The sequence below is a fragment of the Kitasatospora sp. NPDC005748 genome (genome assembly GCF_040630735.1).
Lineage (GTDB): Bacteria > Actinomycetota > Actinomycetes > Streptomycetales > Streptomycetaceae > Kitasatospora.
On record NZ_JBEXYD010000059.1, the window covers coordinates 25,060 to 48,143 of the forward strand.

The 23,084-nt window shown below is 71.8% G+C and carries 18 protein-coding genes and 1 tRNA gene; 8 read left to right on the plus strand and 11 right to left on the minus strand.

Features of this window, described 5'->3' with window-relative positions; all coding sequences use genetic code 11:
• Positions 1 to 80: 80 nt before the first annotated feature.
• Positions 81 to 1,334: a restriction endonuclease gene (locus tag ABZ495_RS30120; protein ID WP_359839051.1), complete on the plus strand. Its 1,254-nt coding sequence runs from the start codon at positions 81 to 83 to the stop codon at positions 1,332 to 1,334.
• Positions 1,335 to 1,399: 65 nt separating this feature from the next.
• Here the strand turns inward: ABZ495_RS30120 and ABZ495_RS30125 are convergent.
• Positions 1,400 to 1,471, minus strand: a tRNA-Val gene (locus ABZ495_RS30125).
• A gap of 210 nt (positions 1,472 to 1,681) precedes the next feature.
• On the opposite strand from ABZ495_RS30125, the gene ABZ495_RS30130 reads away from it, so the two are divergent.
• Positions 1,682 to 3,001, plus strand: coding sequence for a hypothetical protein (locus ABZ495_RS30130; RefSeq protein ID WP_359839052.1), 1,320 nt, complete (start codon positions 1,682 to 1,684; stop codon positions 2,999 to 3,001).
• A 105-nt stretch (positions 3,002 to 3,106) separates the two neighbouring features.
• A complete protein-coding gene (locus tag ABZ495_RS30135) occupies positions 3,107 to 3,328 on the plus strand; it encodes a zinc ribbon domain-containing protein (protein ID WP_329487465.1) in 222 nt (73 codons plus the stop codon).
• A 112-nt stretch (positions 3,329 to 3,440) separates the two neighbouring features.
• Here ABZ495_RS30135 and ABZ495_RS30140 read toward each other — a convergent pair whose 3' ends face one another.
• From ABZ495_RS30140 to ABZ495_RS30150, 3 genes are all read right to left on the minus strand, one after another.
• Positions 3,441 to 4,400 (minus strand): HAD family hydrolase, encoded by a 960-nt coding sequence (locus ABZ495_RS30140; protein ID WP_359839054.1) that lies wholly within the window; start codon positions 4,398 to 4,400, stop codon positions 3,441 to 3,443.
• A 5-nt stretch (positions 4,401 to 4,405) separates the two neighbouring features.
• The gene (locus ABZ495_RS30145) at positions 4,406 to 6,940 is read right to left on the minus strand and encodes a phosphoribosyltransferase (protein ID WP_359839056.1); all 2,535 of its coding nucleotides are present in this window, start codon (positions 6,938 to 6,940) and stop codon (positions 4,406 to 4,408) included.
• A 159-nt stretch (positions 6,941 to 7,099) separates the two neighbouring features.
• On the minus strand, positions 7,100 to 8,446 hold the full coding sequence (locus tag ABZ495_RS30150; protein ID WP_359839058.1) for an HpcH/HpaI aldolase/citrate lyase family protein: 1,347 nt from the start codon (positions 8,444 to 8,446) through the stop codon (positions 7,100 to 7,102).
• Positions 8,447 to 8,939: 493 nt separating this feature from the next.
• Between ABZ495_RS30150 and ABZ495_RS30155 the strand changes: the two genes are divergently transcribed.
• Entirely contained in the window at positions 8,940 to 10,058 is a 1,119-nt protein-coding gene (locus ABZ495_RS30155) for a TerD family protein (RefSeq protein WP_359839060.1), read from the plus strand.
• A gap of 16 nt (positions 10,059 to 10,074) precedes the next feature.
• Here ABZ495_RS30155 and ABZ495_RS30160 read toward each other — a convergent pair whose 3' ends face one another.
• On the minus strand, positions 10,075 to 10,815 hold the full coding sequence (locus ABZ495_RS30160) for a Tellurium resistance (RefSeq protein WP_329487470.1): 741 nt from the start codon (positions 10,813 to 10,815) through the stop codon (positions 10,075 to 10,077).
• A 397-nt stretch (positions 10,816 to 11,212) separates the two neighbouring features.
• Between ABZ495_RS30160 and ABZ495_RS30165 the strand changes: the two genes are divergently transcribed.
• A complete protein-coding gene (locus tag ABZ495_RS30165) occupies positions 11,213 to 12,352 on the plus strand; it encodes a DUF2637 domain-containing protein (RefSeq protein WP_329487471.1) in 1,140 nt (379 codons plus the stop codon).
• A 117-nt stretch (positions 12,353 to 12,469) separates the two neighbouring features.
• On the opposite strand, the gene ABZ495_RS30170 is transcribed toward ABZ495_RS30165, so the two are convergent.
• The 5 genes from ABZ495_RS30170 to ABZ495_RS30190 form a co-directional block, all read right to left on the minus strand.
• The gene (locus ABZ495_RS30170; RefSeq protein WP_359802904.1) at positions 12,470 to 13,579 is read right to left on the minus strand and encodes a DUF475 domain-containing protein; all 1,110 of its coding nucleotides are present in this window, start codon (positions 13,577 to 13,579) and stop codon (positions 12,470 to 12,472) included.
• 72 nt (positions 13,580 to 13,651) lie between these two features.
• Positions 13,652 to 14,227 (minus strand): TerD family protein, encoded by a 576-nt coding sequence (locus ABZ495_RS30175; RefSeq protein ID WP_329487473.1) that lies wholly within the window; start codon positions 14,225 to 14,227, stop codon positions 13,652 to 13,654.
• 326 nt (positions 14,228 to 14,553) lie between these two features.
• Positions 14,554 to 15,129, minus strand: coding sequence for a TerD family protein (locus tag ABZ495_RS30180; RefSeq protein WP_329487474.1), 576 nt, complete (start codon positions 15,127 to 15,129; stop codon positions 14,554 to 14,556).
• Between the two features lie 236 nt (positions 15,130 to 15,365).
• Positions 15,366 to 15,824 (minus strand): peroxiredoxin, encoded by a 459-nt coding sequence (locus ABZ495_RS30185; protein WP_329487475.1) that lies wholly within the window; start codon positions 15,822 to 15,824, stop codon positions 15,366 to 15,368.
• Between the two features lie 240 nt (positions 15,825 to 16,064).
• Complete coding sequence (locus ABZ495_RS30190) at positions 16,065 to 16,499, minus strand: DUF3052 domain-containing protein (protein ID WP_359802906.1); 435 nt, start codon at positions 16,497 to 16,499, stop codon at positions 16,065 to 16,067.
• Between the two features lie 516 nt (positions 16,500 to 17,015).
• Here ABZ495_RS30190 and aceE point away from each other — a divergent pair.
• Positions 17,016 to 19,766 (plus strand): pyruvate dehydrogenase (acetyl-transferring), homodimeric type, encoded by a 2,751-nt coding sequence (gene aceE / locus ABZ495_RS30195; protein WP_359839062.1) that lies wholly within the window; start codon positions 17,016 to 17,018, stop codon positions 19,764 to 19,766.
• A gap of 183 nt (positions 19,767 to 19,949) precedes the next feature.
• A complete protein-coding gene (locus tag ABZ495_RS30200; protein WP_359839064.1) occupies positions 19,950 to 20,396 on the plus strand; it encodes a nitroreductase/quinone reductase family protein in 447 nt (148 codons plus the stop codon).
• An 81-nt stretch (positions 20,397 to 20,477) separates the two neighbouring features.
• Here the strand turns inward: ABZ495_RS30200 and ABZ495_RS30205 are convergent, their stop codons facing one another.
• Positions 20,478 to 22,082 carry an MFS transporter gene (locus tag ABZ495_RS30205; protein ID WP_329487479.1) on the minus strand — a complete coding sequence of 535 codons (1,605 nt, stop codon included), beginning with the start codon at positions 22,080 to 22,082 and terminating at the stop codon, positions 20,478 to 20,480.
• Positions 22,083 to 22,303: 221 nt separating this feature from the next.
• Between ABZ495_RS30205 and ABZ495_RS30210 the strand changes: the two genes are divergently transcribed.
• Positions 22,304 to 22,993 (plus strand): TetR family transcriptional regulator, encoded by a 690-nt coding sequence (locus ABZ495_RS30210; RefSeq protein ID WP_359839065.1) that lies wholly within the window; start codon positions 22,304 to 22,306, stop codon positions 22,991 to 22,993.
• Positions 22,994 to 23,084 lie beyond the last annotated feature (91 nt).

The window sequence follows — 23,084 nt, forward strand, 5'->3', positions numbered from 1 at the left end:
GTCAGCGAGCGATCGGACCCGAGAGAAACTCCACATTCGTACATACGTACTGCCAGTCGCCCAGAACGGAGCCTGAGCACGTGCCTGCCGCCAGTGCACCCTCATCACAGACCGATCAGCCCGCAGCCGCGTTCGATGAGCTGACCGATGTCGATCTTCACCTTGACGCGTTCTATCCGGGTGGCACCAAAGGCAACATCTCGGACGACCCGATCAACAAGCTGGTCCCGAAGGTGGGCAATCAGGGAGGTTTCCGGCTCGCCGGTTCACCCTGGAATCAGGACGTCCGCCTGGCCGTCCTCTACACGACCGGCCGGGAGCCCGACTGGCCGGATGCTCTCGATCCGCAGACCGGAACGTTCACCTACTACGGGGACAACAGGAAGCCGGGGCACGAACTGCACGGGACGAATCCCGGCGGCAACCTCCTCCTACGGGATGTTTTCGCTGCCTCCCATGCGGGTCCGGAGGAGCGGCGGCGAATACCTCCGTTCCTCCTCTTCGAGAAGGCTGGCGCCACCGGCCGCGGCGTCCGGTTCCGCGGACTGCTCGCGCCGGGAGGCCCGGCTCTCACCTCCGATGACGAACTCGCTGCCATTTGGCGCACCACCGGCGGTGAGCGCTTCCAGAACTACCGGGCCCGGTTCACCGTGCTGGACCAGGCTGCCATTACACGCAAGTGGATCCAGCACCTCATCAAGGGTGGAGACCCTCTGGAGGGCGACTGCCCCGACGCGTGGCGGACCTGGGTCGAAACCCGCTCCTACCTTCCGCTTACTGCCCCGGCGACGACCGTCATCCGCAGCCAGGCGGAGCAGCTGCCCTCTGACCCGAGTTCCCAGGAGATCCTGGCAACAATCCGCGAGCACTTCCGTGGCCGGGAACACGACTTCGAGCCGTGCGCGGTGGAACTGTGGCGCCTTCTCGCGCCGGCGACCGGCCAGGTCGAGGTGACCCGTCGGAGCCGCGATGGCGGGCGCGACGCCGTGGGGCAGTACTACCTGGGCCCTCCGACGGACCGGATCGCCATCGACTTCGCCCTGGAAGCAAAGTGCAAGTCGCCCGACCAGGCCGTCGGCGTGAAGGAAGGAAGCCGACTGATCTCACGGCTCCGACACCGAAACTTCGGGGTCCTCGTCACGACGTCCTACTTCAACCAGCAGATGCAGAAGGAGATCCGTGACGATGAGCACCCGGTAGTCCTGATCTGTGGCCGCGACATCGTCGATCTCCTCCGCCAGCACGGATACACGTCCCGGACTGCGGTCGAGGAATGGCTGGCCAAGAGGTACCCCGCACCAGCATCTGGCACGCCAGTGGCACGGGACGAGTAGGGCCGCAAAAACGGCCGAGGGCCAGTTCGTGAGGATCACTCCTCCGAACTGGCCCTTCTCTACTGTGGGCGCGGACGGTTTCGAACCGCCGACATCTGCTTTGTAAGAGCAGCGCTCTACCACTGAGCTACGCGCCCCCCGTCGCGGCCCGGTGGGGGCACGACGACTGCCTAGAGTACCTGGTCCCGGGGGGTGGTGTGGTGCGGGTGCTCGGGGAGTGGGACGGGTGGGGGTGCCGGTGTGGTGGGGCGATCGGGAACAATGGGCAGTGGATCAGCGGTCGGAACAGGGAGCGCGCAGTGAGGGTGGCCGACGGGAGTGGGTGGGGGCGGCGGCCGGGGAGTGCGGTGGCCGAGGCCCTGGTGTTGCCGCTGGTGATCGCGGGCGCGCTGGGCGCCGCCGGGGCGGCGTCGTTCGGTACGGGCGGGGGCTGGTGGGGCCGGCGCGGCGGCGAGGGGGTGCGGGCGGACGCGAAGGCGGCCCGGGACGCGGCGCAGCAGGCGTTCTACGAGTTGGACTCCACCCAGCGCGAGGTGCGACTGGCGGTGGAGACGGTGCGGGCGGCGGAGGACGGCGTGACGGCGCAGCGGGCGGCGGCGGATTTCGAGGCGATCTCCGGCCGGGTGGACCAGGTGACCGTGAACTACCTGGCGGCGCTGGACGCGCACGATCTGGATGCCGAGGAGCTGGAGTCCGGTACCGCGGCGCGGGCCCGGCACCAGTTGCAGGACGTGAAGGGGCAGCTCGGGTCGGCGCAGGCTGAGCTGGACGGCTTCCTGCAGCGGTTGCAGCCGGTGCTGCAGCACGCCGAGTCGCAGCTGATGCGGGTGACCCCGGCGGTGGAGGGGGCGAAGCGGTCGTTGCTGACCGCGACCACCACGCTGGAGGCGGTGCGCGGCGCGGGGCTGAAGGCGGACGACCTGGCGGCCCGGTTGGCGGAGCTGAGCCCGGAGTTGGGCCGGCTGAACGAGGGCGCGGGTCGGCACGGGGTGGCGGCGACGCTGCAGCGCGCGGAGCGGGTGAAGGAGCGGGCCGACGCGATCACGGCGGACGCGGAGCACCTGCCGGAGCGGGCCCGGGAGATCGACCGGCGGGTGGCCAGCCTGCGGACCCGGATCCAGGCGCTGGAGACCAAGGCCGGCACGGTGGAGCCGGCCCTGAGCGAGCTGCGGCGGCGGTTCGCCACGGCGTGCTGGCAGGACCTCCAACGAGTGCCGGACCAGGTGGCGGAGGCGGGGCGGGCGGCGGAGCAGAAGCTCGCCGAGGCGGCGCGGGCGCGCGACGAGCAGCGCTGGCCGGACGCGACCGGCGCGCTCGGCACGGTGCGCGCGCTGCTGGACACCGCGGACGGCTCGGTGGTGGCCGTGAACGAGCGGCTGCGGCAGCTGAACGAGGTGCAGCACGATCCGAACCGGGAGATCGAGCGGACCCGCTTCGCGCTCCGGGACGCCCAGCGGCTCGCGATGGCGGGGCGGCAGGCGCCGGACCCGCGGCACGCGGCTCCGCTGGACGCGGCGGTCGGCCGGCTGGACCGGGCGGTCGAGGCGCTGGAGACGGCCGGCCGGCACCCCGACTACTGGCACTTCCTGACCGAGCTGGCGGCGGTGCGGGAGACAGCGGCGCAGGTGGTGGAGCTGATCCGCGAGGACCTGGGCGGCCACCGGTAGCGCGAGCCGCCCCCGGCAGCCCCGGGGACCCCGGCGACCTTGGCGGCCCCCACGGATCGTGCGGGCCCCCTGCACCGCCGGCCCGCGCCGGGCTACCCTGCGGGTATGCCACGCTACGACTTCCGCTGCCGCTCCTGCGGGGCCACCTTCGAACTCCGCCGCACGATGGCGCAGGCCAACGATCCTGCGGTCTGCCCCCAGGGGCACGAGGACACTGTGAAGCTGCTGTCGGCCGTCGCCGTCACCGGCGGCGCGTCCGGCGGCGCCGCGCAGCAGGCCCCGTCCGGTGGCGGGGGCGGCTGCTGCGGCGGCGGTTGCTGCGGCTGACCTGAGCGCGGAACGGCCGGCGGGCACGGGGAGCGGCTGACCTGAGCGCGGAACGGCCGGCGGGCACGGGGAGCGGCTGACCTGAGCGCGGAACGGCCGGCGGCGCCGGGCCTCAGCCCTTGGCCACGGACTCCAGCGAGCCGGCCTCCGGCCCGCCGTCCGAGTCGGCGGTCCGCGAGACCTCCGCACCGACGGTCCGCGGAACCTCCGGGCCCGCAGCCGCACCCACACCCACGCCTGCCCCGCCCCGGACACGGGCCAGGAACTGACGGATGATCTCCTCCCCCGCCGCCACGCCCACCTGGTCGAGCGCGGTGACCCCGGGGGCCGTCCAGCCGCTGTCGGCGAGTTCGCCGTGCCCGGGGCGCCAGGCGGCGTCGGCGGCCAGCAGCAGGTCCGCGTCGAGCAGCGAGTCGCCGGCGGCCAGCACGGTGGCGCCGCCGACGCGCCGCTCGACCTCGGCCAGCGCCGCGCTCTTGCTCAGCGGCGCCGGGACGGCGTAGACCTTGCGGCCCTGCAGCGAGACCGTCCACCCGCGCTCGGCGCACCAGCCGGTGAGTTCGTCGAGCCAGCCGGCCGGCAACTCGGCGCGTTCGACGACCAGGTAGGCGAAGAGCTCGTCGGCGACCCGGCGCTTGTGGGTCCACTCCGGGTCCGCGCAGAGCGCCAGGTGTTCGACCACCTCGGCCAGCGGCACCGACGCGGTGGCCAGCCGGCCGGCCACCTCGGCCTGCCAGTCCTCGTCCGGGACGCCGTCGACGAGCAGCCGGCCGCCGTTGCTGCAGATCGCGTAGGCGGGGATCCAGCCGGGCGTCGGGCCGGGCAGGTTGACCCGTTCGTACTGCGTCCTGGTCCGGGTGGTGGCGGGGACGAGCAGGGCTTCGCGGGCGAGTTCGACGAGCAGCCCGGCGGCCTGCTCGGTCATGAACGAGAGCGCCTTGCCGTCGTGCACCTCGACGGAGAGCAACCGCGGTGCGAGCCGGTCGGGCACGTCCAGGGCGAGGGCGCGGTTGCTGTAGATCAGGGTGCGGTCGAGGTCGCTCGCGACCAGGAAACCACTGGGGCTGCTCATCGGGTTCAGGACTCCTTCACCAGGACGGCCGTGCCGGAGGCGCCGGTCGCTCCCCGGCTGTAGCGGGGGTGGATCAGGCCGACGCACGAGTACGGCAGGTCGTCGACCTCCTCGACGGGGATGCCGCGCTGGGCGGCGAGCAGACGGACGTGATCGAGGTCGGCGCCGGTGCCGCGGCGGGCCAGCACCCGCCAGGGGACGCGGCGCAGCATGACCCGGGTGGTCTCGCCGACGCCGGGCTTCACCAGGTTGACGTTGTCGATGCCGTACTCGGTGCTGATCCGCTCGACGGCGGCCCAGCCGGCCCAGTCGGGGGTGCGGTCCTCGGCGGCGAGCCGGTCGGCCGCCGTCCGCACCTCGTCCAGGACCTCGGCGAAGTGGTCGGCGACGGTGTCCAGGAAGGCGCCGGAGACGTCTCCGCCGGCCAGTTCGGTGTAGTGCTTGGCGCCGTGGAAGTCGTCCGGGCCGATCAGGTCGGCGCGCAGCACGGTGCGGGAGACCAGGCCGGAGACGGTCGAGTTGAGGCAGGCGGAGGGGATGAGGAAGTCGTCCCGGGTGCCGTAGGTGCGCACGCAGCGGCCGGGGTCGGCGAGGACGGCCAGTTCGGGGTCGAAGGCGGTGCCGGCCAGGGCCTCGGCGAGTTCGCGGGTGATCGCGCCCTTGCCGGTCCAGCCGTCCACGAACACCACGTCGGGGGCGTGGTGGTGGGCGTCCAGGTAGCGGACGGCGACCGGGTCCAAGCCGCGGCCGCGGATGATCGAGACGGCGTAGTGCGGGGTGTCCAGGCCGTGCGCGAAGGCCAGCCAGCGGCGAATCAGGACGCCCACCGGGGTGCCGGCCCGGGCCAGCGAGGCGAGCACCAGGCCGCGGCCGCGCTCGCGGAGCAGCGTCTCCGCGACGGTGCCGACGGCGAGCGCGATCCGGCGGGCGGAGATCCGCAGGGCCTGGTGGAACAGCTCCTGGTACTCGGGGCTGGGCTGGTACTCCACCGGCAGGGACTCCGCGTAGTGGGCGCCGCCGTTCTGGACGGCCTCCTCGCGCTCCTCGGTCGGGGCCTCCAGCGGGACGTCGGAGAGGTCCTTGAGCAGCCAGGAGACCTCGTCGGCGCGGTAGGAGGAGAACTCCGGGCCGTGCAGCGGCGCGGGCAGCGCGCTCCGCTCCGGCCGGACGGCCGGGACCGGCCGGTGCGAGGGCAGCACGGCGAGCACCACCCGGTCGGTGACCTGCCGCAGCTGGGCGAGCAGGGAGCGTTCGCCGTCGTGCAGTTCGGGGGTGTCGGACACGTCGTCGACCACCAGCACCACCGCGTCGAAGCGGCGGGCCGGGTCGGCGCCGGGGGCGACGTTGTAGACGAAGCGCTCGCGCGAACCGCCGTCCTGCGGATCGTCGTGGGCGGGGAAGGAGAGCCGGGTGCGGATGGCGTAGCCCGGGTCGTCCACCGCGAGGACGGGCGAGCGGGTGGTGGTGGAGTAGCGGACCCGCTCCTCGCCGTCGGGGAGGTGGTCCGCGAGGGCGCCGGCGAGGCGCAGCGGCGCGTACATCAGCTCCTCGCAGCCGAGGACCAGCACCCGGCCGGAGCCGGCCGCGCGGGACTCCCGGCCCTCGCCCGCCGCCGGGCCCTCTCCCGCCACTGGGCCCTCTCCCGCCGCTGGGCCGGTGTCGCCCGGCTCCAGCGCGGCGGCCAGCTGGGACGCCAACTGCGGGAGCGCCTCTTCGAGTTGTGCCCGGTGCGCGGCACTGAAGCCGTGCCGTCCGCCGTCCGGCAGGCCCGCGGGCCAGTCGAGGGCGACCCGGACCAGCGGGGCGGGGGCGGCCGGGGGCGGCTCCGGCGCGGGGCCGACCTCGGCGATCAGCTCGGCGGCGCGGGCGAGGATGTCGGGCGGCAGCTCGACGCCGCCGCCGGCCGCGGCGACCAGGTCGAGCCGGGTGCCGAGTTCGGCGGCGGTGTCGACCAGTCGGCGGCGGTCGCTCTCGTCGCGCAGGTCGACCAGGGCGACCACGACGTAGTGGGCGCGCGGGTGGCGCGCGTGCAGCTCGCGGACGGTGTTGAGCACGGTGTTGCCGGTGGAGAACTCGTCGTCCACCAGGACCAGCGGGCCGTCACCGGCCAGCAGCGCGGGGTCGGCGGGCAGCAGCAGGTGGGAGGTGGCGTGCGAGTGCTCCTCCTCGAAGCCGCCGACCGGGGTCAGCCCGGCCACCGGGCGGCGCGTGGAGTGCAGGTAGGGAGCGTCCAGGGCGTCGGCGACGCTGTGGCCCAGGCCGGTGGCGGTCTCGGCGTAGCCGAGCACGACGGCACGGGCGGCCGCCTCCTCGCCCAGCAGCTCGCGCACCAGGCGGCCGAGGTCGAGACCGGCGCCGTGCACCACGGACGGGCGCTGCGGGACGTGCTTGCCGAGCACGGTGGAGACCAGCAGGTGGGCGCGCTTGGGGTTCTCGCGCAGGGCGAGGCCGACCAGGTCGGGGAGGCGGTCCGAGCCGGTCAGACCGACGCCCGCCCGGTCGGCCACCCAGCGACCGGTCCACTCTTGCTGTGCTGTCACTACTGGTCCTGCCTTCGATGGTGCGAGTCGTGCGGTCGGTCCGAGAAGTCCGAGAGGTACGAGAGGTACGAGAGGTACAAGAAGTGCGGGTAGTGCGAGTAGCGCAGGCGGTACGAGAAGCGGAAGAGACCCGAAGCCACGAGCCACGAGCCCCCGCGGTCAGCCGCAGAGGCAGGCCGAGAGCAGCTCCGCGAAGCTGACGTCCTCCCTCGCCACCCCGAACACCTCGGCGCGCAGCATCACCCGCTCGGCCCAGGCCCGGTGCGGCTTGGCCTCGTTCATCTTGTTGGTGTACGCCGAACGCAGCACCCCGCCGCCGCCGCGCTCCTGGTCCAGGATGTCCCGCGCGTCGCTGTACTCCTCATGGGTGACCACGGAGAGCGCGTGCACGGCGGGGACGTGGCTGGGGTGGATGCAGGTCTTGCCGAGCAGTCCGTTGGCCCGGTCGAGCTCGATCTCGCGGATCAGGCCGTCCAGGTCGTGGTCGATGATCCGCTGGCGCACGGCCACCCCGGAGGGCTCCGCCTCGGCGAACGGGGTGCGGCGCAGCTGCGGCTTGAACATCCGCTCCTGGACGGGGAAGTACTCCCAGACCGGACCGGTCACGGTGAACCCGGTGCCGTCGGCCCGGCCGAGCACGTTGACCACGTCCCCGATCACCGACGCGACCAGCGCGACGTCGTACGCGGTCAGGTCGGGCGAGCGGCGCAGCCCGTACGCGGAGCAGAGGTCGGTGACTCCGAGCCGGACGGCGAGGACGCGCTCGCGGTGCTTGTCGAGGAGCCGGGCGATGCCGAACAGCTGCTCGCGGCGGGTCTCCAGGTGGGCCAGTTCGGGGGACTCCAGGACGGGCATGGCGAACAGCCGGCGGCCGGTGGCCGCCTCGGCGCCGGCGAGCGCTTCCAGGAACTCGCCGCCGCTCTCGTCGGTGAACTTCGGCAGGACGAAACCGGTGAGCAGCCCGATCGCCGGGCCGAGCCGGCCGGCCAGGTCGGTGATCTGGGAGGCGGCTCGGACCCTGATGAAGAGGAGGGGCAGATCCTGTGTGCGAGCGGTGGAGGTTTCGGTGGCCTCGACCGGCTCGGACGTCACTCCCCGCACCTCCCCGAGCCACCCGCCGGGCATCTCCGGACGCACTTCGCCACGCGCCCGCAGGTCGTCGCGGACCGCCGCCTCCCCGGCCGCGCCGGGTGCCCCGCCCCGCGACGGAAGCCCGCCGTGCGGCTCCGCGAAGAGCTCGCCGAGCTGCACCACCAGGTTGGCCTCGGCCGCGGTCACCTCGTGGTCGGCGATCGCGTCCTCCAGGCAGAGCACCATCGAGACCACGCCCCGACCCGCCTGCTTGCGGATGTCCTCACCCAGCGTGGGCCGGGTGGCGGGGCTGTAGAGGGTCGCGCCCAGCGCGGTGGCGAGGACGGCCGCGTCGCTCTCCGCCGAGAAGGCCCTGGGCTGTTCGAGGAAGAGCCGGCCGCGTACGTCGTCGGCGAGGTGGCCGAAATGGCGCATGGTGCTCTCCTCAGGGGTTGCGGCCGCCGGTCCCGGCGGGGTTCGTGCTCAGGGGCGTGCGGGGTTCGTGCTCAGGGGCGTGCGGGGTTCGTGCTCAGGGAGGTGCGGGCGGTGCTCGGGGGTGCGGAAGGGGGCCGGGAGGGGGTGCGGAGGCGGCTCGGGGGGTGCCGCGATCAGGTGGGGAGTCGGGCTGCGGGAGGTCGGAGTGCGGCCGTCGGGCACCGTTGCGGGGCGCGGGGCGTCACGATGGTTAACCGGTCCACCGGGCCCGGTGGTTCCCGGGCGCGCGCTGCTGATCCCCCTCGCCGAACCCCCCGGGGCCCTCTGGCCGCCTATCGTACGGACGACTTCCGGTCGAATGCGATTCGGAAACATCGAATTCTCGGAAGATTACCCTCCGCTTCACAAACCGCAAGCATTGGCAAAGTCCGATGGCCGCGCCCCCTCCGGTCACGTTGTCCGAAGGGGTGGCGAACAGGCAGGATGGTCCGCTATGACGCACGTGATGGCCAAGGGCGCCAACATCGCACTGCCGGTGGCGGCGGTCCGCGCCGTGCTGCGCTGGAGCGCCACGCCCGGTGCGCCGGACGTGGACGCCTCCGCGCTGCTCCTCGGCGCCGAGGGCAGGGTTCGTTCGGATGCCGACTTCGTCTTCTACAACCAGCCGAGGCACCCGTCGGGCCTGGTGCGCCACCTGCCCAAGCAGCAGACCGCCGCCGGCGCCGAGATCGCCGACACCGTGGAGGCGGAGCTCGCCAAGCTGCCGCCCGAGGTGGACCGGGTGGTGCTGGCCGGCTCCTCCGAGGGCGGATCGTTCCGCTCCGTGACCGGGCTGCGCCTGCTGCTCTTCGACGCCGGCGCCGGAGAGGGCGCCGCCGCTCTCGCCGAGTTCGCGATGCCCGAGAACGACGACGTCACCGCGCTGGTCGCCGGCGAGCTCTACCGCCGGGCCGGGTCGTGGAAGTTCCGGGCCGTCGGCCAGGGCTACGCGTCCGGGCTGATCGGCCTGGCCACCGACTTCGGGATCACCGTCGAGGACGGCGCGGCGGACGCCCGCGGCGCCGGTCCGGCCGACCCGCGCGCCGCCGTGCCGGACCCGCGCCCCGTCGCCCGCCCCGAGCCGGGCACGTACACCCTGGCGCCCGCCGTCCCGCTCGGCGCCGCGCAGGCCGCCGCCCCGCAGCCGCCCGCGTCGGCCCCGGCCGTACCCGCCCACGCTCCCCCGCCGCCGCAGGCGCCGCCCGCGATGCCGACCACCGCGCCGACCGTCCCGCCCGCGCCCCCGGCCCGGCAACCGGGGTACGGGTACCCGCAGCCCGGCCCCCAGCAGGGCGGCTACGGCTATCCCCAGCAGGCCCCGCGCCCCGGGTACGGCTACCCGCAGCCGGCCCACCAGGCACCGCAGCAGCCCTACCCGCAGCAGCAGGGCACCTACGGGTACCCGCCGCAGCCCGCACCGCAGCAGCAGGGCGGCTACGGTTACCCCCAGTCGGCCACCGCGCCGCCGTCCCAGCAGCAGGCCCAGCAGCCCGCGCCGCCGGCCCCGCAGCCCCCGGCCGCCCCCGAGGAGTTCGCGCTGCCGCCGCAGGGCCCGCAGTTCCAGCCCCGCTGACCGCCGCGCGGGGCCGCTACTCCGGCCCGGACGGGCCCTTGTACCCGCGCTGCCACTGCATCCCGAAGCCGTACAGCCGGTCGATGTCCGCCTGGAAACCGTTGACGTAGCGCACCTCGCGGCGCACCGTCAGCTGGTTGTCCCCGGAGTTCTCGATCAGCACCACTGCGCAGGAACGGGCGGCCGGGGCGCGTTCCTCCAGCTTGATCTCGATCCGCGGACCGGTCTGCGGCACGATCGTCACCACCGCGTTGGCCTGCTCGAACGCGGGTGTGCCGTCGTAGATGTAGACGAAGATGAGCAGCCGCTTGAACTGGTCCTTCTTCTCCAGGTTCACGTACATCGTCTCGCCGGACGGCGCCCCGTACTGGTCGTCGCCGCTGAGCTTGACGAAGGGCGCGCGCTGGAGGTCCCCGAAGTAGCCGCCGAGCGGTTGCACCACGCCCCGGCTGCCGTCGGACAGTTCGTACATGCAGGCCAGGTCGAGGTCGACGTTGAGCTGGGCGCCCTGCTGCGTGTCCGGCTCCACCGGGCTGAGGATGCGCGGGCTGAACCAGCGCTTGAGCGCGTCCCGGCCGGAGGAGCGCGGCGCTCCTATCCGGGTGGTCCAGTGCAGGTTGACGTAGAGGTAGCCGGTGGTGGCCGCGGCCCCGGTGATCGCGTGCTGCGGCGTCGACTTGGTGAGTGTGATCTTGTGCTGCCCGCCCGGGTCCAGGGTGTTCCGCTCCCCGCGCAGGTACTCCCAAATCGAGGCCATCCCAGTCCTCCCCCAGGGCCGCCGGTCGGTCCGGCGGTCCGTCGCTCAATGATCCGGCATCAGCCCGCCCGCCGGGTACCCGAACTGCTTACCCAGCCACGTGAACCGGACACCGACGGTGCACCGGCGGGACACCGGCCGACCACCGGCCGACCACCCGACGGCGGCCGGGAGCCGACGGCGGGTCGGCTGGCGGGACGAAGGTCCCCTCCCGTAACATGCCGCCCCTTCGGACGCGATATCGTCTAGCCGCACAGGTGTCCCGACCGCCCCTGCCCGGGCGCGGTGGGCGCCCGGCGGCAAGGACGCACCGTCAGGCCCTGTCCCGGCGACGGGATCTGATCGTCTGTGTCGCACTGTGACCTGTCCCCTGCGGAAACCCGAGGCCCGACCCGCAATGAACCTGACCTCCATACAGCTGGTCTGGACCGTCATCGGCGGCGCAGCCCTGCTGTTCACCGCCATCCTGGTGGCGACGCTGCGCTTCAAGAACACGACCAAGAACGAGGACTCGGGTGACTCCTGGGAGCGCACCGAGGAGCGCCGCCGGCGCAAGGAGATGATCTACGGAATCTCCTCCTACGTCCTGCTGTTCTGCTGCGCCGGAGTCGCCGCCGCGCTCTCGTTCCACGGCCTGGTGGGCTTCGGCAAGGAGAACCTGGGCCTGTCCAACGGCTGGGAGTACCTCGTCCCGTTCGGCCTGGACGGCGCCGCGATGTTCTGCTCCGTGCTCGCCGTGCGCGAGGCCAGCCACGGTGACGCGGCGCTCGGTTCGCGCCTGCTGGTCTGGGTGTTCGCGATCGCCTCGGCCTGGTTCAACTGGGTGCACGCCCCGCGCGGCGTGTCCCACGACGGCGCCCCGCAGTTCTTCTCCGGGATGTCCATCTCGGCCGCGATCCTGTTCGACCGGGCGCTGAAGCAGACCCGCAAGGCCGCGCTGCGCGAGCAGGGCCTCGTCCCGCGTCCGCTGCCGCAGATCCGGATCGTCCGCTGGCTGCGCGCCCCCCGCGAGACCTACGCCGCCTGGTCGCTGATGCTGCTGGAGAACGTCCGCAGCCTGGACGAGGCGGTCGAGGAGGTCCGCGAGGAGCGCCAGACGAAGGAGGCCGCCAAGCTGCGTGCCCGCAGCGCCGACCGCCGCGAGCGCGCCGAGCTCAAGGCCATCTCCCGCCAGAGCGGGATGCTGGCCCGGGCCCGCGGCGGCCGTCAGGTGCCCGCGCTCACCGCTGCCGGAGACGGCCCGAACGCTTCGGAGCCTGCCCTAGCCGCTGACGCCGACGCCACCTCCCAGACCGGCCGCTCCGTGCTGGAGCCCGCTTCGCTGAGCGCCCTGGAGGCCGGCCGCCGCCCGCGGGCCGCCGTCGGGTCCTCCTCGACCGACCCGTTCGGCGACTCGTCCTACCTCGGCAGCGGCTCCTCGTCGTCCTCCTACCGCAGCTCGACCATCGACCTGACGGCCGACGACGACACCCTGTCGATGCCCAAGCTGGACTCGCTGGAGCGCAAGCTGCGCGCCATCGAGCAGCAGCTCGGCTGACCCTCCCGCAGCGGGGACAACCGAACCGAGCACCACGCACGCAGAACGGCCGCCCCCTCACCGGAGGGGGCGGCCGTTCTCGTCGGGCCCCGGGGCGACGGCCCCGGGTGCGGAGCGCTACTTGCCGGCGCTCGCCAGTTCGTGGTCGTCCCCGCCGCCGCCCGCGGCGGCCTCCTTGCGGTTGCGCAGGATCGACGAGCCGAGGGCGAGGCCGATGAAGGCGACACCGATCAGGCCGGTGACGATCTCCGGGATGTGGTACTCGATGCCGACCAGCAGGATCACCGAAAGCGCGCCGATCGCGTAGTGCGCGCCGTGCTCCAGGTAGACGTAGTCGTCGAGGGTGCCCTGACGGACCAGGTAGACGGTCAGCGAGCGGATGTACATCGCGCCGATGCCGAGGCCCAGGGTGATCTGGAAGATGTCGCTGGAGATCGCGAACGCGCCGACCACGCCGTCGAAGGAGAACGACGCGTCCAGCACCTCCAGGTACATGAAGAGGAAGAACGCGGCCTTGCCGCCCACCTGGACGATGGACTTCCCGGACTTGCCGGACTTCTCCTCCTCCTCCTCGGCCTCCTCCTCCAGGCCCGCCTCGAAGATCGAGGAGAGCCCGTTGACGGAGAGGTAGGTGACCAGGCCGAGCACTCCGGCGAGCAGCACCGTCTCGGCGTGCTCCCCGGCGAAGAAGTTGGACGCCAGCAACAGCGTGACCAGCGCGACGACCGTCGAGAAGGCCTCCAGCTTGCCGACCTTCTCCAGCGGACGCTCGATCCAGGCCAGCCAGTTGTAGTCCTTCTCCTCGAAGATGAAGTCGAGGAAGATCATCAGCAGGAAGACGCCACCGAACGCCGCGATGGCCGGGTTGGCGGCCTCCAGGTACTGGGCGTAGGTGGAACCCTCGTAGGTCTTGTCGGAGTTGAGCGCGAGGTCGATGACGGTCGCGGGGCTGAGGTGCGCGGTGAGGCCGACGACCAGCAGCGGGAAGATCAGCCGCATACCGAAGACGGCGATCAGCACGCCGACGGTGAGGAAGATCTTCTGCCAGTACGGGTTCATCCGCTTCAGCACCGTGGCGTTGACCACCGCGTTGTCGAACGACAGGGAGATCTCCAGGATGGAGAGGATCAGCACGATGCCGAATCCTTCAGCTCCCCAGAGCAGGCCGGCTGCGATCAGCCCGATGACGGTGATCGCGAATGACCAGCCGAAGGTGCGGAGGAACACGGGACTTGGTTACCTTTCGAGTTCATGGCGCCGAGGACGTCGACCGCGTCGGACGCGGGTCTCGGGCCGCCGTTACTGTACGTTCACGCCGAAATCGAGGGCAATGCCGCGCAGACCCGAGGCGTACCCCTGGCCCACCGCGCGGAACTTCCACTCGCCCGCGTAGCGGTACAGCTCGCCGAAGATCATCGCGGTCTCGCTGGAGGCGTCCTCGGTCAGGTCGTACCGCGCGATCTCCTGCCCGTCCAGGGAGTTGACCACCCGGATGTAGGCGTTGCGCACCTGACCGAAGTTCTGCAGGCGCGACTCGGCGTCGTAGATCGACACCGGGAAGGCCACCTTGTCCACCTGCGGGGGGACGAGGTCCAGGTTGACCAGCACGACCTCGTCGTCGCCGTCGCCGTCGCCGGTGAGGTTGTCACCGGTGTGCTCGACCGAGCCCTCGGGGCTCTTCAGGTTGTTGTAGAAGACGAAGTACTCGTCACCGAGCACCCGGCCTCCCGAGCAGAGCAGCGCGCTCGCATCGAGGTCGAACGGCGCACCGGTGGTCGAGCGGGCGTCCCAGCCGAGACCGATCTGGACCTGCGTCAGATTCGGCGCGGCCTTGGTGAGCGAGACGTTTCCACCCTTGGCGAGCGTGACACTCATGGCTGTCCTTCCTCCCTTTTCCTCCCGGGGCGCATCTCAAGGTCTATTCCCCCGTGGCCCCGCCCGGCCTCCTTCGGCCGGCTGAACTTCCTGAACTCCTATCCTTCCAGTGCGCCGGACCGGCTCGAAGCCGGGGCGCACGAACCGGTGCCCCCCGGCCGGGCCCCACCCGCCGCCCGCCCCGGGCGCCACGAAGCCGCACAGCACGAACCCGAGCGACACGGCCCCGGACAGCACGAAGCCGGGGCGGCCGCCGACGCCCTCGCGTCCGCGGCCGACCCCGGCCCGGTGGTACTCCGTCAGGCCCGGCGGGCCCGCCGCCCGGCTCAGACGTTGACGCCGAAGTCCTGGGCGATGCCGCGCAGGCCGGAGGCGTACCCCTGGCCGATGGCGCGGAACTTCCACTCGGCGCCGTTGCGGTACAGCTCGCCGAAGACCATCGCGGTCTCGGTCGAGGCGTCCTCGGAGAGGTCGTACCGGGCCAGCTCCTTGTTGTCGGCCTGGTTCACCACGCGGATGAACGCGTTGCGGACCTGGCCGAAGTTCTGGGTCCGGTTCTCGGCGTCGTAGATCGACACCGGGAAGACGATCTTCTGCACATCGGCCGGCACGGTCGCCAGGTCGACCTTGATGGCCTCGTCGTCGCCCTCGCCGGCACCGGTCAGGTTGTCGCCGGTGTGCTCGACCGAGCCCTCGGGGCTCTTCAGGTTGTTGAAGAAGACGAAGTTGCCGTCCTTGTCGACCTTGCCCTGGTCGTTGCAGAGCAGGGCGCTGGCGTCCAGGTCGAAGTCCGTGCCGGTGGTGGTACGGACGTCCCAGCCAAGGCCGATGACCACGGCGGTCAGGCCGGGGGCTTCCTTGGTGAGCGAGACATTGCCGCCCTTGCTCAGGCTGACACCCACTTGTCCTCCAAGATTCGGGAGGCACGCACTGGTGCCCCCGTGGTGCGGTCGGAGGTGCGGCGAGGATTGCGCCGAGCCTCTGACCAGCCAACGGACCGATCGTAGTGCCGGGTTCCCGTCCTGGGCGGAGAACGGGCCCGGCGTGGCTGTTCGAATCCGCGCGGGGGCCCGCCCCGCGGTCCGTCCGCAGCCCGCCGGGCCCGTCGGGCGCCCCCGGGAAGGGGCGCGCGGGGGCCTCAGAGCGCGCCGAGGACCTTCAGGTACTCCTGCTCGTCACGGGCGTCCGGCAGGTCGTTGACGACGCTCCAGCGGACCACGCCGGCCTTGTCGATCACGAAGGTGCCGCGCACCGCGCAGCCCTTCTCCTCGTTGAAGACGCCGTAGGCGCGGGAGACCTCGCCGTGCGGCCAGAAGTCGGAGAGCAGCGGGTACTCCAGGCCCTCCTGCTCGGCGAAGACGCGCTGGGTGAACGGCGAGTCGTTGGAGACGCCGAGCACCTGGACCTCGTCGTTCTGCAGGCGCGGCAGCTCCTTCTGGATCGCGCAGACCTCGCCGGTGCAGACGCCGGTGAAGGAGAACGGGTAGAAGACCAGGACGACGTTCTTCTCGCCCCGGAAGTCGGAGAGCCTGACCAGCTCGCCGTGCTGGTTCTTCAGCTCGAAGTCCGGAGCCTCGGTGCCGACCTCGATGGCCATGGTGGGACCTTTCTGACGCGACAGGGCCGCGCGGCGGGCGCGGCGAGCGCCATCCTTGCATTCGCCGACCCCGATTCGGCCGAACGGGTGAGGCGGCCGGCGCTCGGGGCGCCTCCTTTCGCCCTCGGCGAACGCCACCCCCGGCAGGAGATCCAGCCCGGAACGCGAAACGGCCGGGCCCCGCTGGAGGAAGCTCCAACGGGGCCCGGCCCTGGATCGCGGCTCAGGCGCGAGGGGCGCTCAGCGCTTGCCCGCCTTGGCGGCCTTGGTCGCCAACCGAGTGGCGGCCCAGTCCTTGGCGATGGCGATCGAGCTGGTCTGCGAGAGGCCGGCGGTCCGGGCCGCGTCGGCGATGTCGGACGCCTCGATGTGGCCGTCCCGGCCGGTCTTGGGCGTCAGAAGCCAGATCAGGCCGCCCTCGGCCAGGTATTCCAGGGCGTCGACGAGGGTGTCGGTGAGATCGCCGTCGTCGTCGCGGTGCCACAGCAGGACGGCGTCGGCGACGTCGTCGTAGTCCTCGTCGACGAGATCTGTCCCGGTGATCTCCTCGATGCCCTCGCGGAGTTCCTGGTCACTGTCTTCGTCGTACCCCAGCTCCTGGATGATCTGGTCCTTCTCGAATCCGAGACGGTGGGCCGGGTTGGACTTGTCCGCGGGGTCCGCGGTCGCGCTCACGGGAATAACCTCCAGTATTCGGCTCGGCATCCATGCCGAGGCTGTGGCCGTAGTCCACACGGGCGCGGCGGTTCGCGCAAGTACCCGACCCCCGATCCCCTCCAAAGGTTGACGTGCCACAGGGGGACACGCCGGTCGACGTGTCGTGAATCACACCGATTTGCCCTTCTCTGCATGGGACAAGGATGCTTCGGGTGACCCCGGTCCACAGGCCGTACGCGTGCCCGAGATGCGAACGGCATTCGGGTCCGCGCGTGCGCGGGCGTAGAGTCTCCTGTTGGCCCTCACCCCGACCGCCCGCCATCGGACGATCGGGCAACCAGGTCGGACCACCTCTGTTCGTAACACCCGGTGGTGCGGGGCGCAGGCAATAGCGCCTGCTCCGCGCGCCGCCAGACCGCTCCGCCTACCGGGCGCAGCGGTTACCGATCGGTAGAGATGACGGATCTCCGAGCGCGGTAGCACGATGGAGGCGGCGCGACACACCTCAGTTTCGACCGACAGTGAAGGAACAGCGTGGCTTCCGGATCCGATCGCAACCCGATCATCATTGGCGGCCTTCCGAGTCAGGTCCCGGACTTCGATCCCGAGGAGACCGCGGAATGGCTGGAGTCGCTTGACGCGGCCATCGACGAGCGGGGGCGCGAGCGTGCCCGCTACCTGATGCTCCGCTTGATCGAGCGCGCCCGCGAGAAGCGTGTCGCCGTGCCCGAGATGCGCAGCACGGACTACATCAACACCATCGCCACCAAGGACGAGCCGTTCTTCCCCGGCAACGAGGAGATCGAGCGCAAGGTCCTCAACGCGACCCGCTGGAATGCGGCCGTCATGGTCTCCCGGGCGCAGCGTCCGGGCATCGGCGTCGGCGGCCACATCGCCACCTTCGCCTCCTCCGCGTCGCTCTACGACGTGGGCTTCAACTACTTCTTCCGCGGCAAGGACGCCGAGGGCGAGTCCGGCGACCAGATCTTCTTCCAGGGTCACGCCTCCCCCGGCATCTACGCCCGCGCCTTCCTCCTGGACCGACTGTCCGAGCAGCAGCTCGACGCCTTCCGCCAGGAGAAGTCGAAGGCCCCGTACGGCCTCTCCAGCTACCCCCACCCGCGGCTGATGCCGGACTTCTGGGAGTTCCCGACCGTCTCGATGGGCCTCGGCCCGCTCGGCGCGATCTACCAGGCCCGGATGAACCGCTACCTGGAGCACCGGGGCATCAAGGACACCTCCGCCTCGCACGTGTACGCCTTCCTCGGCGACGGCGAGATGGACGAGCCGGAGTCGCTGGGCCAGCTGTCGCTCGCCGCGCGTGAGGGCCTGGACAACCTGACCTTCGTGGTCAACTGCAACCTGCAGCGCCTGGACGGCCCGGTCCGCGGCAACGGCAAGATCATCCAGGAGCTGGAGTCCCAGTTCCGGGGCGCCGGCTGGAACGTCATCAAGCTGGTCTGGGACCGCAGCTGGGACCCGCTGCTCGCACAGGACCGCGACGGCGTCCTGGTGAACAAGCTGAACACCACGGTCGACGGCCAGTTCCAGACGTACGCCACCGAGACCGGCGCGTACATCCGCGAGAACTTCTTCGGCGGCGACCTGCGGCTGCGCAAGATGGTCGAGAGCATGACCGACCAGCAGATCCAGCACCTGGGCCGCGGCGGCCACGACCACGCCAAGGTCTACGCGGCGTTCAAGGCGGCCCGCGAGCACACGGGCCAGCCGACGGTCATCCTGGCCCAGACGGTCAAGGGCTGGACGCTCGGCCCCAACTTCGAGGGCCGCAACGCGACGCACCAGATGAAGAAGCTGACGGTCGAGGACCTGAAGCGCTTCCGCGACCGCCTGCACATCCCGATCACGGACAAGCAGCTGGAGGAGGGCTACCCGCCCTACTACCACCCGGGCCGTGACTCGGAGGAGATCCAGTACATGCACGACCGCCGCAAGGAGCTGGGCGGCTACGTGCCGACCCGCAAGGTGCGGCCGCGTCAGCTGGAGCTGCCGGGCGACGACGCGTACAAGGCGGTCAAGAAGGGTTCGGGCAACCAGACCATCGCCACCACCATGGCGTTCGTCCGGGTGCTCAAGGACCTGATGCGGGACAAGGGCATCGGCAACCGCTTCGTGCCGATCGCGCCCGACGAGTACCGCACCTTCGGCATGGACTCGCTGTTCCCGTCGGCGAAGATCTACAACCCGCTGGGCCAGACCTACGAGTCGGTCGACCGCGAGCTGCTGCTGGCGTACAAGGAGTCCCCGACCGGCCAGATGCTGCACGACGGCATCTCCGAGGCGGGCTGCACGGCCTCGCTGATCGCCGCGGGCTCCTCCTACGCCACCCACGGCGAGCCGCTGATCCCGGTCTACGTCTTCTACTCGATGTTCGGGTTCCAGCGCACCGGTGACCAGTTCTGGCAGATGGCCGACCAGCTGGCCCGCGGCTTCGTGATCGGCGCCACCGCCGGCCGGACCACGCTGACCGGCGAGGGCCTGCAGCACGCGGACGGCCACTCGCACCTGCTGGCCTCGACCAACCCGGGCGTCGTCGCGTACGACCCCGCGTACGGCTTCGAGATCGCGCACATCGTCCAGGACGGCCTGCGGCGGATGTACGGCTCGTCGGCGGAGTTCCCGCACGGCGAGGACGTCTTCTACTACATGACCGTCTACAACGAGCCGATCAAGATGCCGGCCGAGCCGGAGAACGTCGACGTCGAGGGCATCCTCAAGGGTCTGCACCGGTACGCCCCGGCGACCGCCGGGCAGATCCCGGCCCAGATCCTCGCCTCCGGCGTGGCGGTGCCGTGGGCCCTGGAGGCCCAGCGCGTCCTCGCCGAGGAGTGGAACGTCAAGGCCGACGTCTGGTCCGCGACCTCCTGGAACGAGTTGCGCCGCGACGCGGTGGAGGCCGAGGAGTTCAACCTCCTGCACCCGGAGGAGCAGCAGCGCGTCCCCTACGTGACGCAGAAGCTGCAGGGCTCCGAGGGCCCGTTCGTCGCCGTCTCCGACTGGATGCGCGCGGTGCCGGACCAGATCTCGCGCTGGGTGCCGGGGCAGTACCAGTCGCTGGGTGCCGACGGCTTCGGCTTCGCCGACACCCGTGGCGCGGCCCGTCGCTTCTTCCACATCGACGCGCAGTCGGTCGTCCTGGGCGTGCTCACCGAGCTCGCCAAGCAGGGCAAGATCGACCGCAGCGCCCTGAAGGACGCGATCGACCGCTACCAGCTGCTGGACGTGGCCGCGGCCGACCCGGGTGCCGCCGGCGGCGACGCCTGAGCGCTCGGTGAGCCGGTGAACCGGTGAACCCAGGGGCCGGACCTCCTCCGTGGAGGTCCGGCCCTTCGCCGTTCCCGCCGCCGGATCCCCGGCGTGACCTCCGTCACATCCCCTTGAACCTCACACAGGTGTGAGCTCCTAGGGTCGTTCCCAGACGAACCGGACCACCCCAGGAGGTCTCCCATGAACGCCGTCCACCCCGAGCCCGCCGTCGGCGGCAACGCGTACAACCGCGGTGTGATCACCGAGTTCCGGGCCTCGGCCGGCGCGGTCGGCGGCTCCTTCGCGGGCACCCCGCTGCTGCTGCTCACCACCTGGGGCCGGCGCAGCGGCGAGCCGCGCACCACCCCGCTGGTCCATCTGACGGAGGGCGGCCGACCCGTCGTCTTCGCCTCGAACGGCGGTGCCCCGGCCGATCCGGACTGGTACCGCAACCTGGCCGCCCGCCCCGAGGTCACCGTCGAGCTCGGCGCCGAGCGCTACCCGGCGCTGGCCGTCCCGGTGACCGGCGGCGAGCGGTACGAGGCCCTCTGGGCGGCCCAGATCGCCGCCCAGCCGGCGTTCGCCGCCTACCGGGCGCGGGCCGGGCGCGTGGTGCCGCTGGTGGAGCTGCGCCGCGCGGCGGGCTGACCCGGAAGGCCGACGCGCGAAGCCGGTGGCCCCGGACTCCCGAGGGAGTCCGGGGCCACCGGCTTCGCGGTGCGCGGGCGGTCAGATGTGGACGGCCGGGCCGGCCTCGCCCTTGCCCCGGCGGGCGAGCAGCCCGAGCAGGGCGGCGGCGAAGGCCACCACGGACGCCACCGCGAAGGCGAGCGACATCCCGCTGAGGAAGGACTGGTGGACGGCGCCGGCCATCGCGTCGACCACCTCGGCCGGGGTCCCCTCCGGGGCGGGCGGGGCGAAGCCGAGCTGGGCCGCCTGCTTGAGGCCCTCGGCCTCGGCGCCCTGGACCGGCGGCAGGCCGGCCTCGGCCCACTTGCCGGGCAGCACGTCGCCGACCTTGGCGGCCATCAGGGCGCCCAGCGCCGCGGTGCCGAGGCTGCCACCGACCTGCATCGCGGCCTGCTGGAGGCCGCCGGCCACGCCGGAGAGCTCCATCGGCGCGTTGCCGACGATCACCTCGGTGGCGCCGACCATGACCGGGCTCATGCCCAGGCCCATCAGGACGAACCACAGCGACATCACCCCGGCGCCGGAGCCCTCGTCCAGGGTGGACATCCCGAACATCGCCACGGTGGTGATCAGCATGCCGGCCACGATCGGGACCCGCGGGCCGAGCCGGCCGATGGCCAGCCCCGCCACCGGCGAGCCGATGATCATCATGCCGGTCATCGGCAGCAGGTGGACGCCGGCCTCGACCGGCGCCATCCCGTGGACGTTCTGCAGGTAGAAGGTCACGAAGAAGATCGCGCCGAAGAACGAGAAGGCCATCAGCACCATCAGCAGCGTGGCGGCCGACAGCGGGACGGAGCGGAACAGGCTGAGCGGGATCAGCGGCTCGCGGGCGACCCGCTGCCAGAGCGCGAAGGCCGTCATCAGGACCAGCGCGCCGCCCAGGAAGAGCAGGGTGCTGGTGTCGCCCCAGCCCCACTCGGGCGCCTTGATGATGCCGAAGACCAGCGCGAACATCGCCAGCGAGAGCAGCACGATGCCGGGGACGTCGAAGGATTTGGCCGCCTTCTCGGCCCGGACGTCCCGCAGGATCCAGATGCCGAGGGCCAGCGTGAGCAGGCCGACCGGGATGTTGATGAAGAACACCGACTGCCAGCTGACGTGCTCGACCAGCAGACCGCCGACGATCGGACCGGCCGCCGAGGACGCGCCGATCACCCCGCCCCAGATGCCGATCGCCATGTTGAGCTTCTCGACCGGGAAGGCCCCGCGCAGCAGGCCGAGCGCGGCCGGCTGGAGCAGCGCGCCGAACAGGCCCTGCAGGACGCGGCAGGCGATCACCGTCTCGATGTTGCCCGCGAAGGCGATCGCGGCCGAGGTGGCGGCGAAGCCGGCCGCGCCGACCAGGAAGGTCCGCTTGTGGCCGAAGCGGTCGCCGATCTTGCCGGCGGTGATCAGGAAGACCGCGAGGGCGAGCAGGTAACCGCTGGTCACCCACTGGATCTCGGACGGCGCGGCCTTGAGGTCGGCCTGGATGACGGGGTTCGCGATCGCGACGATCGTGCCGTCCAGCGCGACCATCATCACGCCGACGGCGACGGTCAGCAGGGTCAGCCAGGGATGCCCCTTCAGGCCGCCCCCGGAGGACGAGTCGGGCTGCGGCGGGTCGTCCGCCTTGGTGCTCTTGACGACGGACTGGCTCATCTGGGGCCCTCCGGGGGCATGGCAGCGAACAGACGTGGTCGTGGCGCCCCGGGCCCACCCGTCCCCACGAGTTACCCGGCCTGGGGGCGCCACGCTCCGGAGATTATGTCAGCAACTGACATTTGGCAAACTCTGCCTTGTTGCGGGGACTGACATTTGTCAGACCGCTACAGTTGTGCACCAGTACCCCCCTCCGCCTCGCCGTCCGGAAGGCCCCCGCCATGGCCGCTCAGCGCTCGCCCCTCGCCACCGCCCCGGCCCTCCGGCCGGCCGAGGGCGCCGGTCCCGGCCTGCGCGAGCGCAAGAAGCAGCGCACCCGGGACGCCCTGATCGAGGCCGCCCACCGGCTCTTCCTCAGCCAGGGGTTCGCCGGCACGACGGTGGACGAGATCGCCGCCGCCGTCGACGTCTCGCAGCGCACCTTCTTCCGCTACTTCGCCAACAAGGACGAGGTCGCCCTCGCCGTCATGGCCGACGCCGAGGACTACTTCATCGACCGGCTACGGGCCCGCCCCGCCGACGAGAACCCGCTGCAGGCTCTGCGGGCCGCGATCGTCGAGTCCTGGCACGACCTCGGCTCCCGGCACCGGACCGGCCCGGGCTCGGTGACCAGCGCGCTGGAACTGATGCAGATGATCGAGGACACCCCCACACTGCTCGCCGCCCACCTGCGCCGGGTCACCGAGCAGGAGCGGGTGGTGGTCCAGGTGCTGGCCGCCCGCGAGGGCCTCGACCCGGCCGAGGACCTGCGCCCCACCGTGATGGCCGCGGTCTTCGGCAGCGTGCTGCGCGCGGCCCACCTGTCCTGGAGCGCCGACCACGAGGCGTCCGGCCTGGAGGGCATGATCGCGCTGATCACCCGTCACTTCGACCAGCTCGGCCCCGCCCTGGCCGGCGACTGGCGGCCCTAGGGCCTGTGTGATGTTGTGATCAGTGGAGCGGTCGTACGAGGTCGTCTATCCAGATCATCGAGGCGCGGAGGTGAAGGCCTGCGAGGTAGCT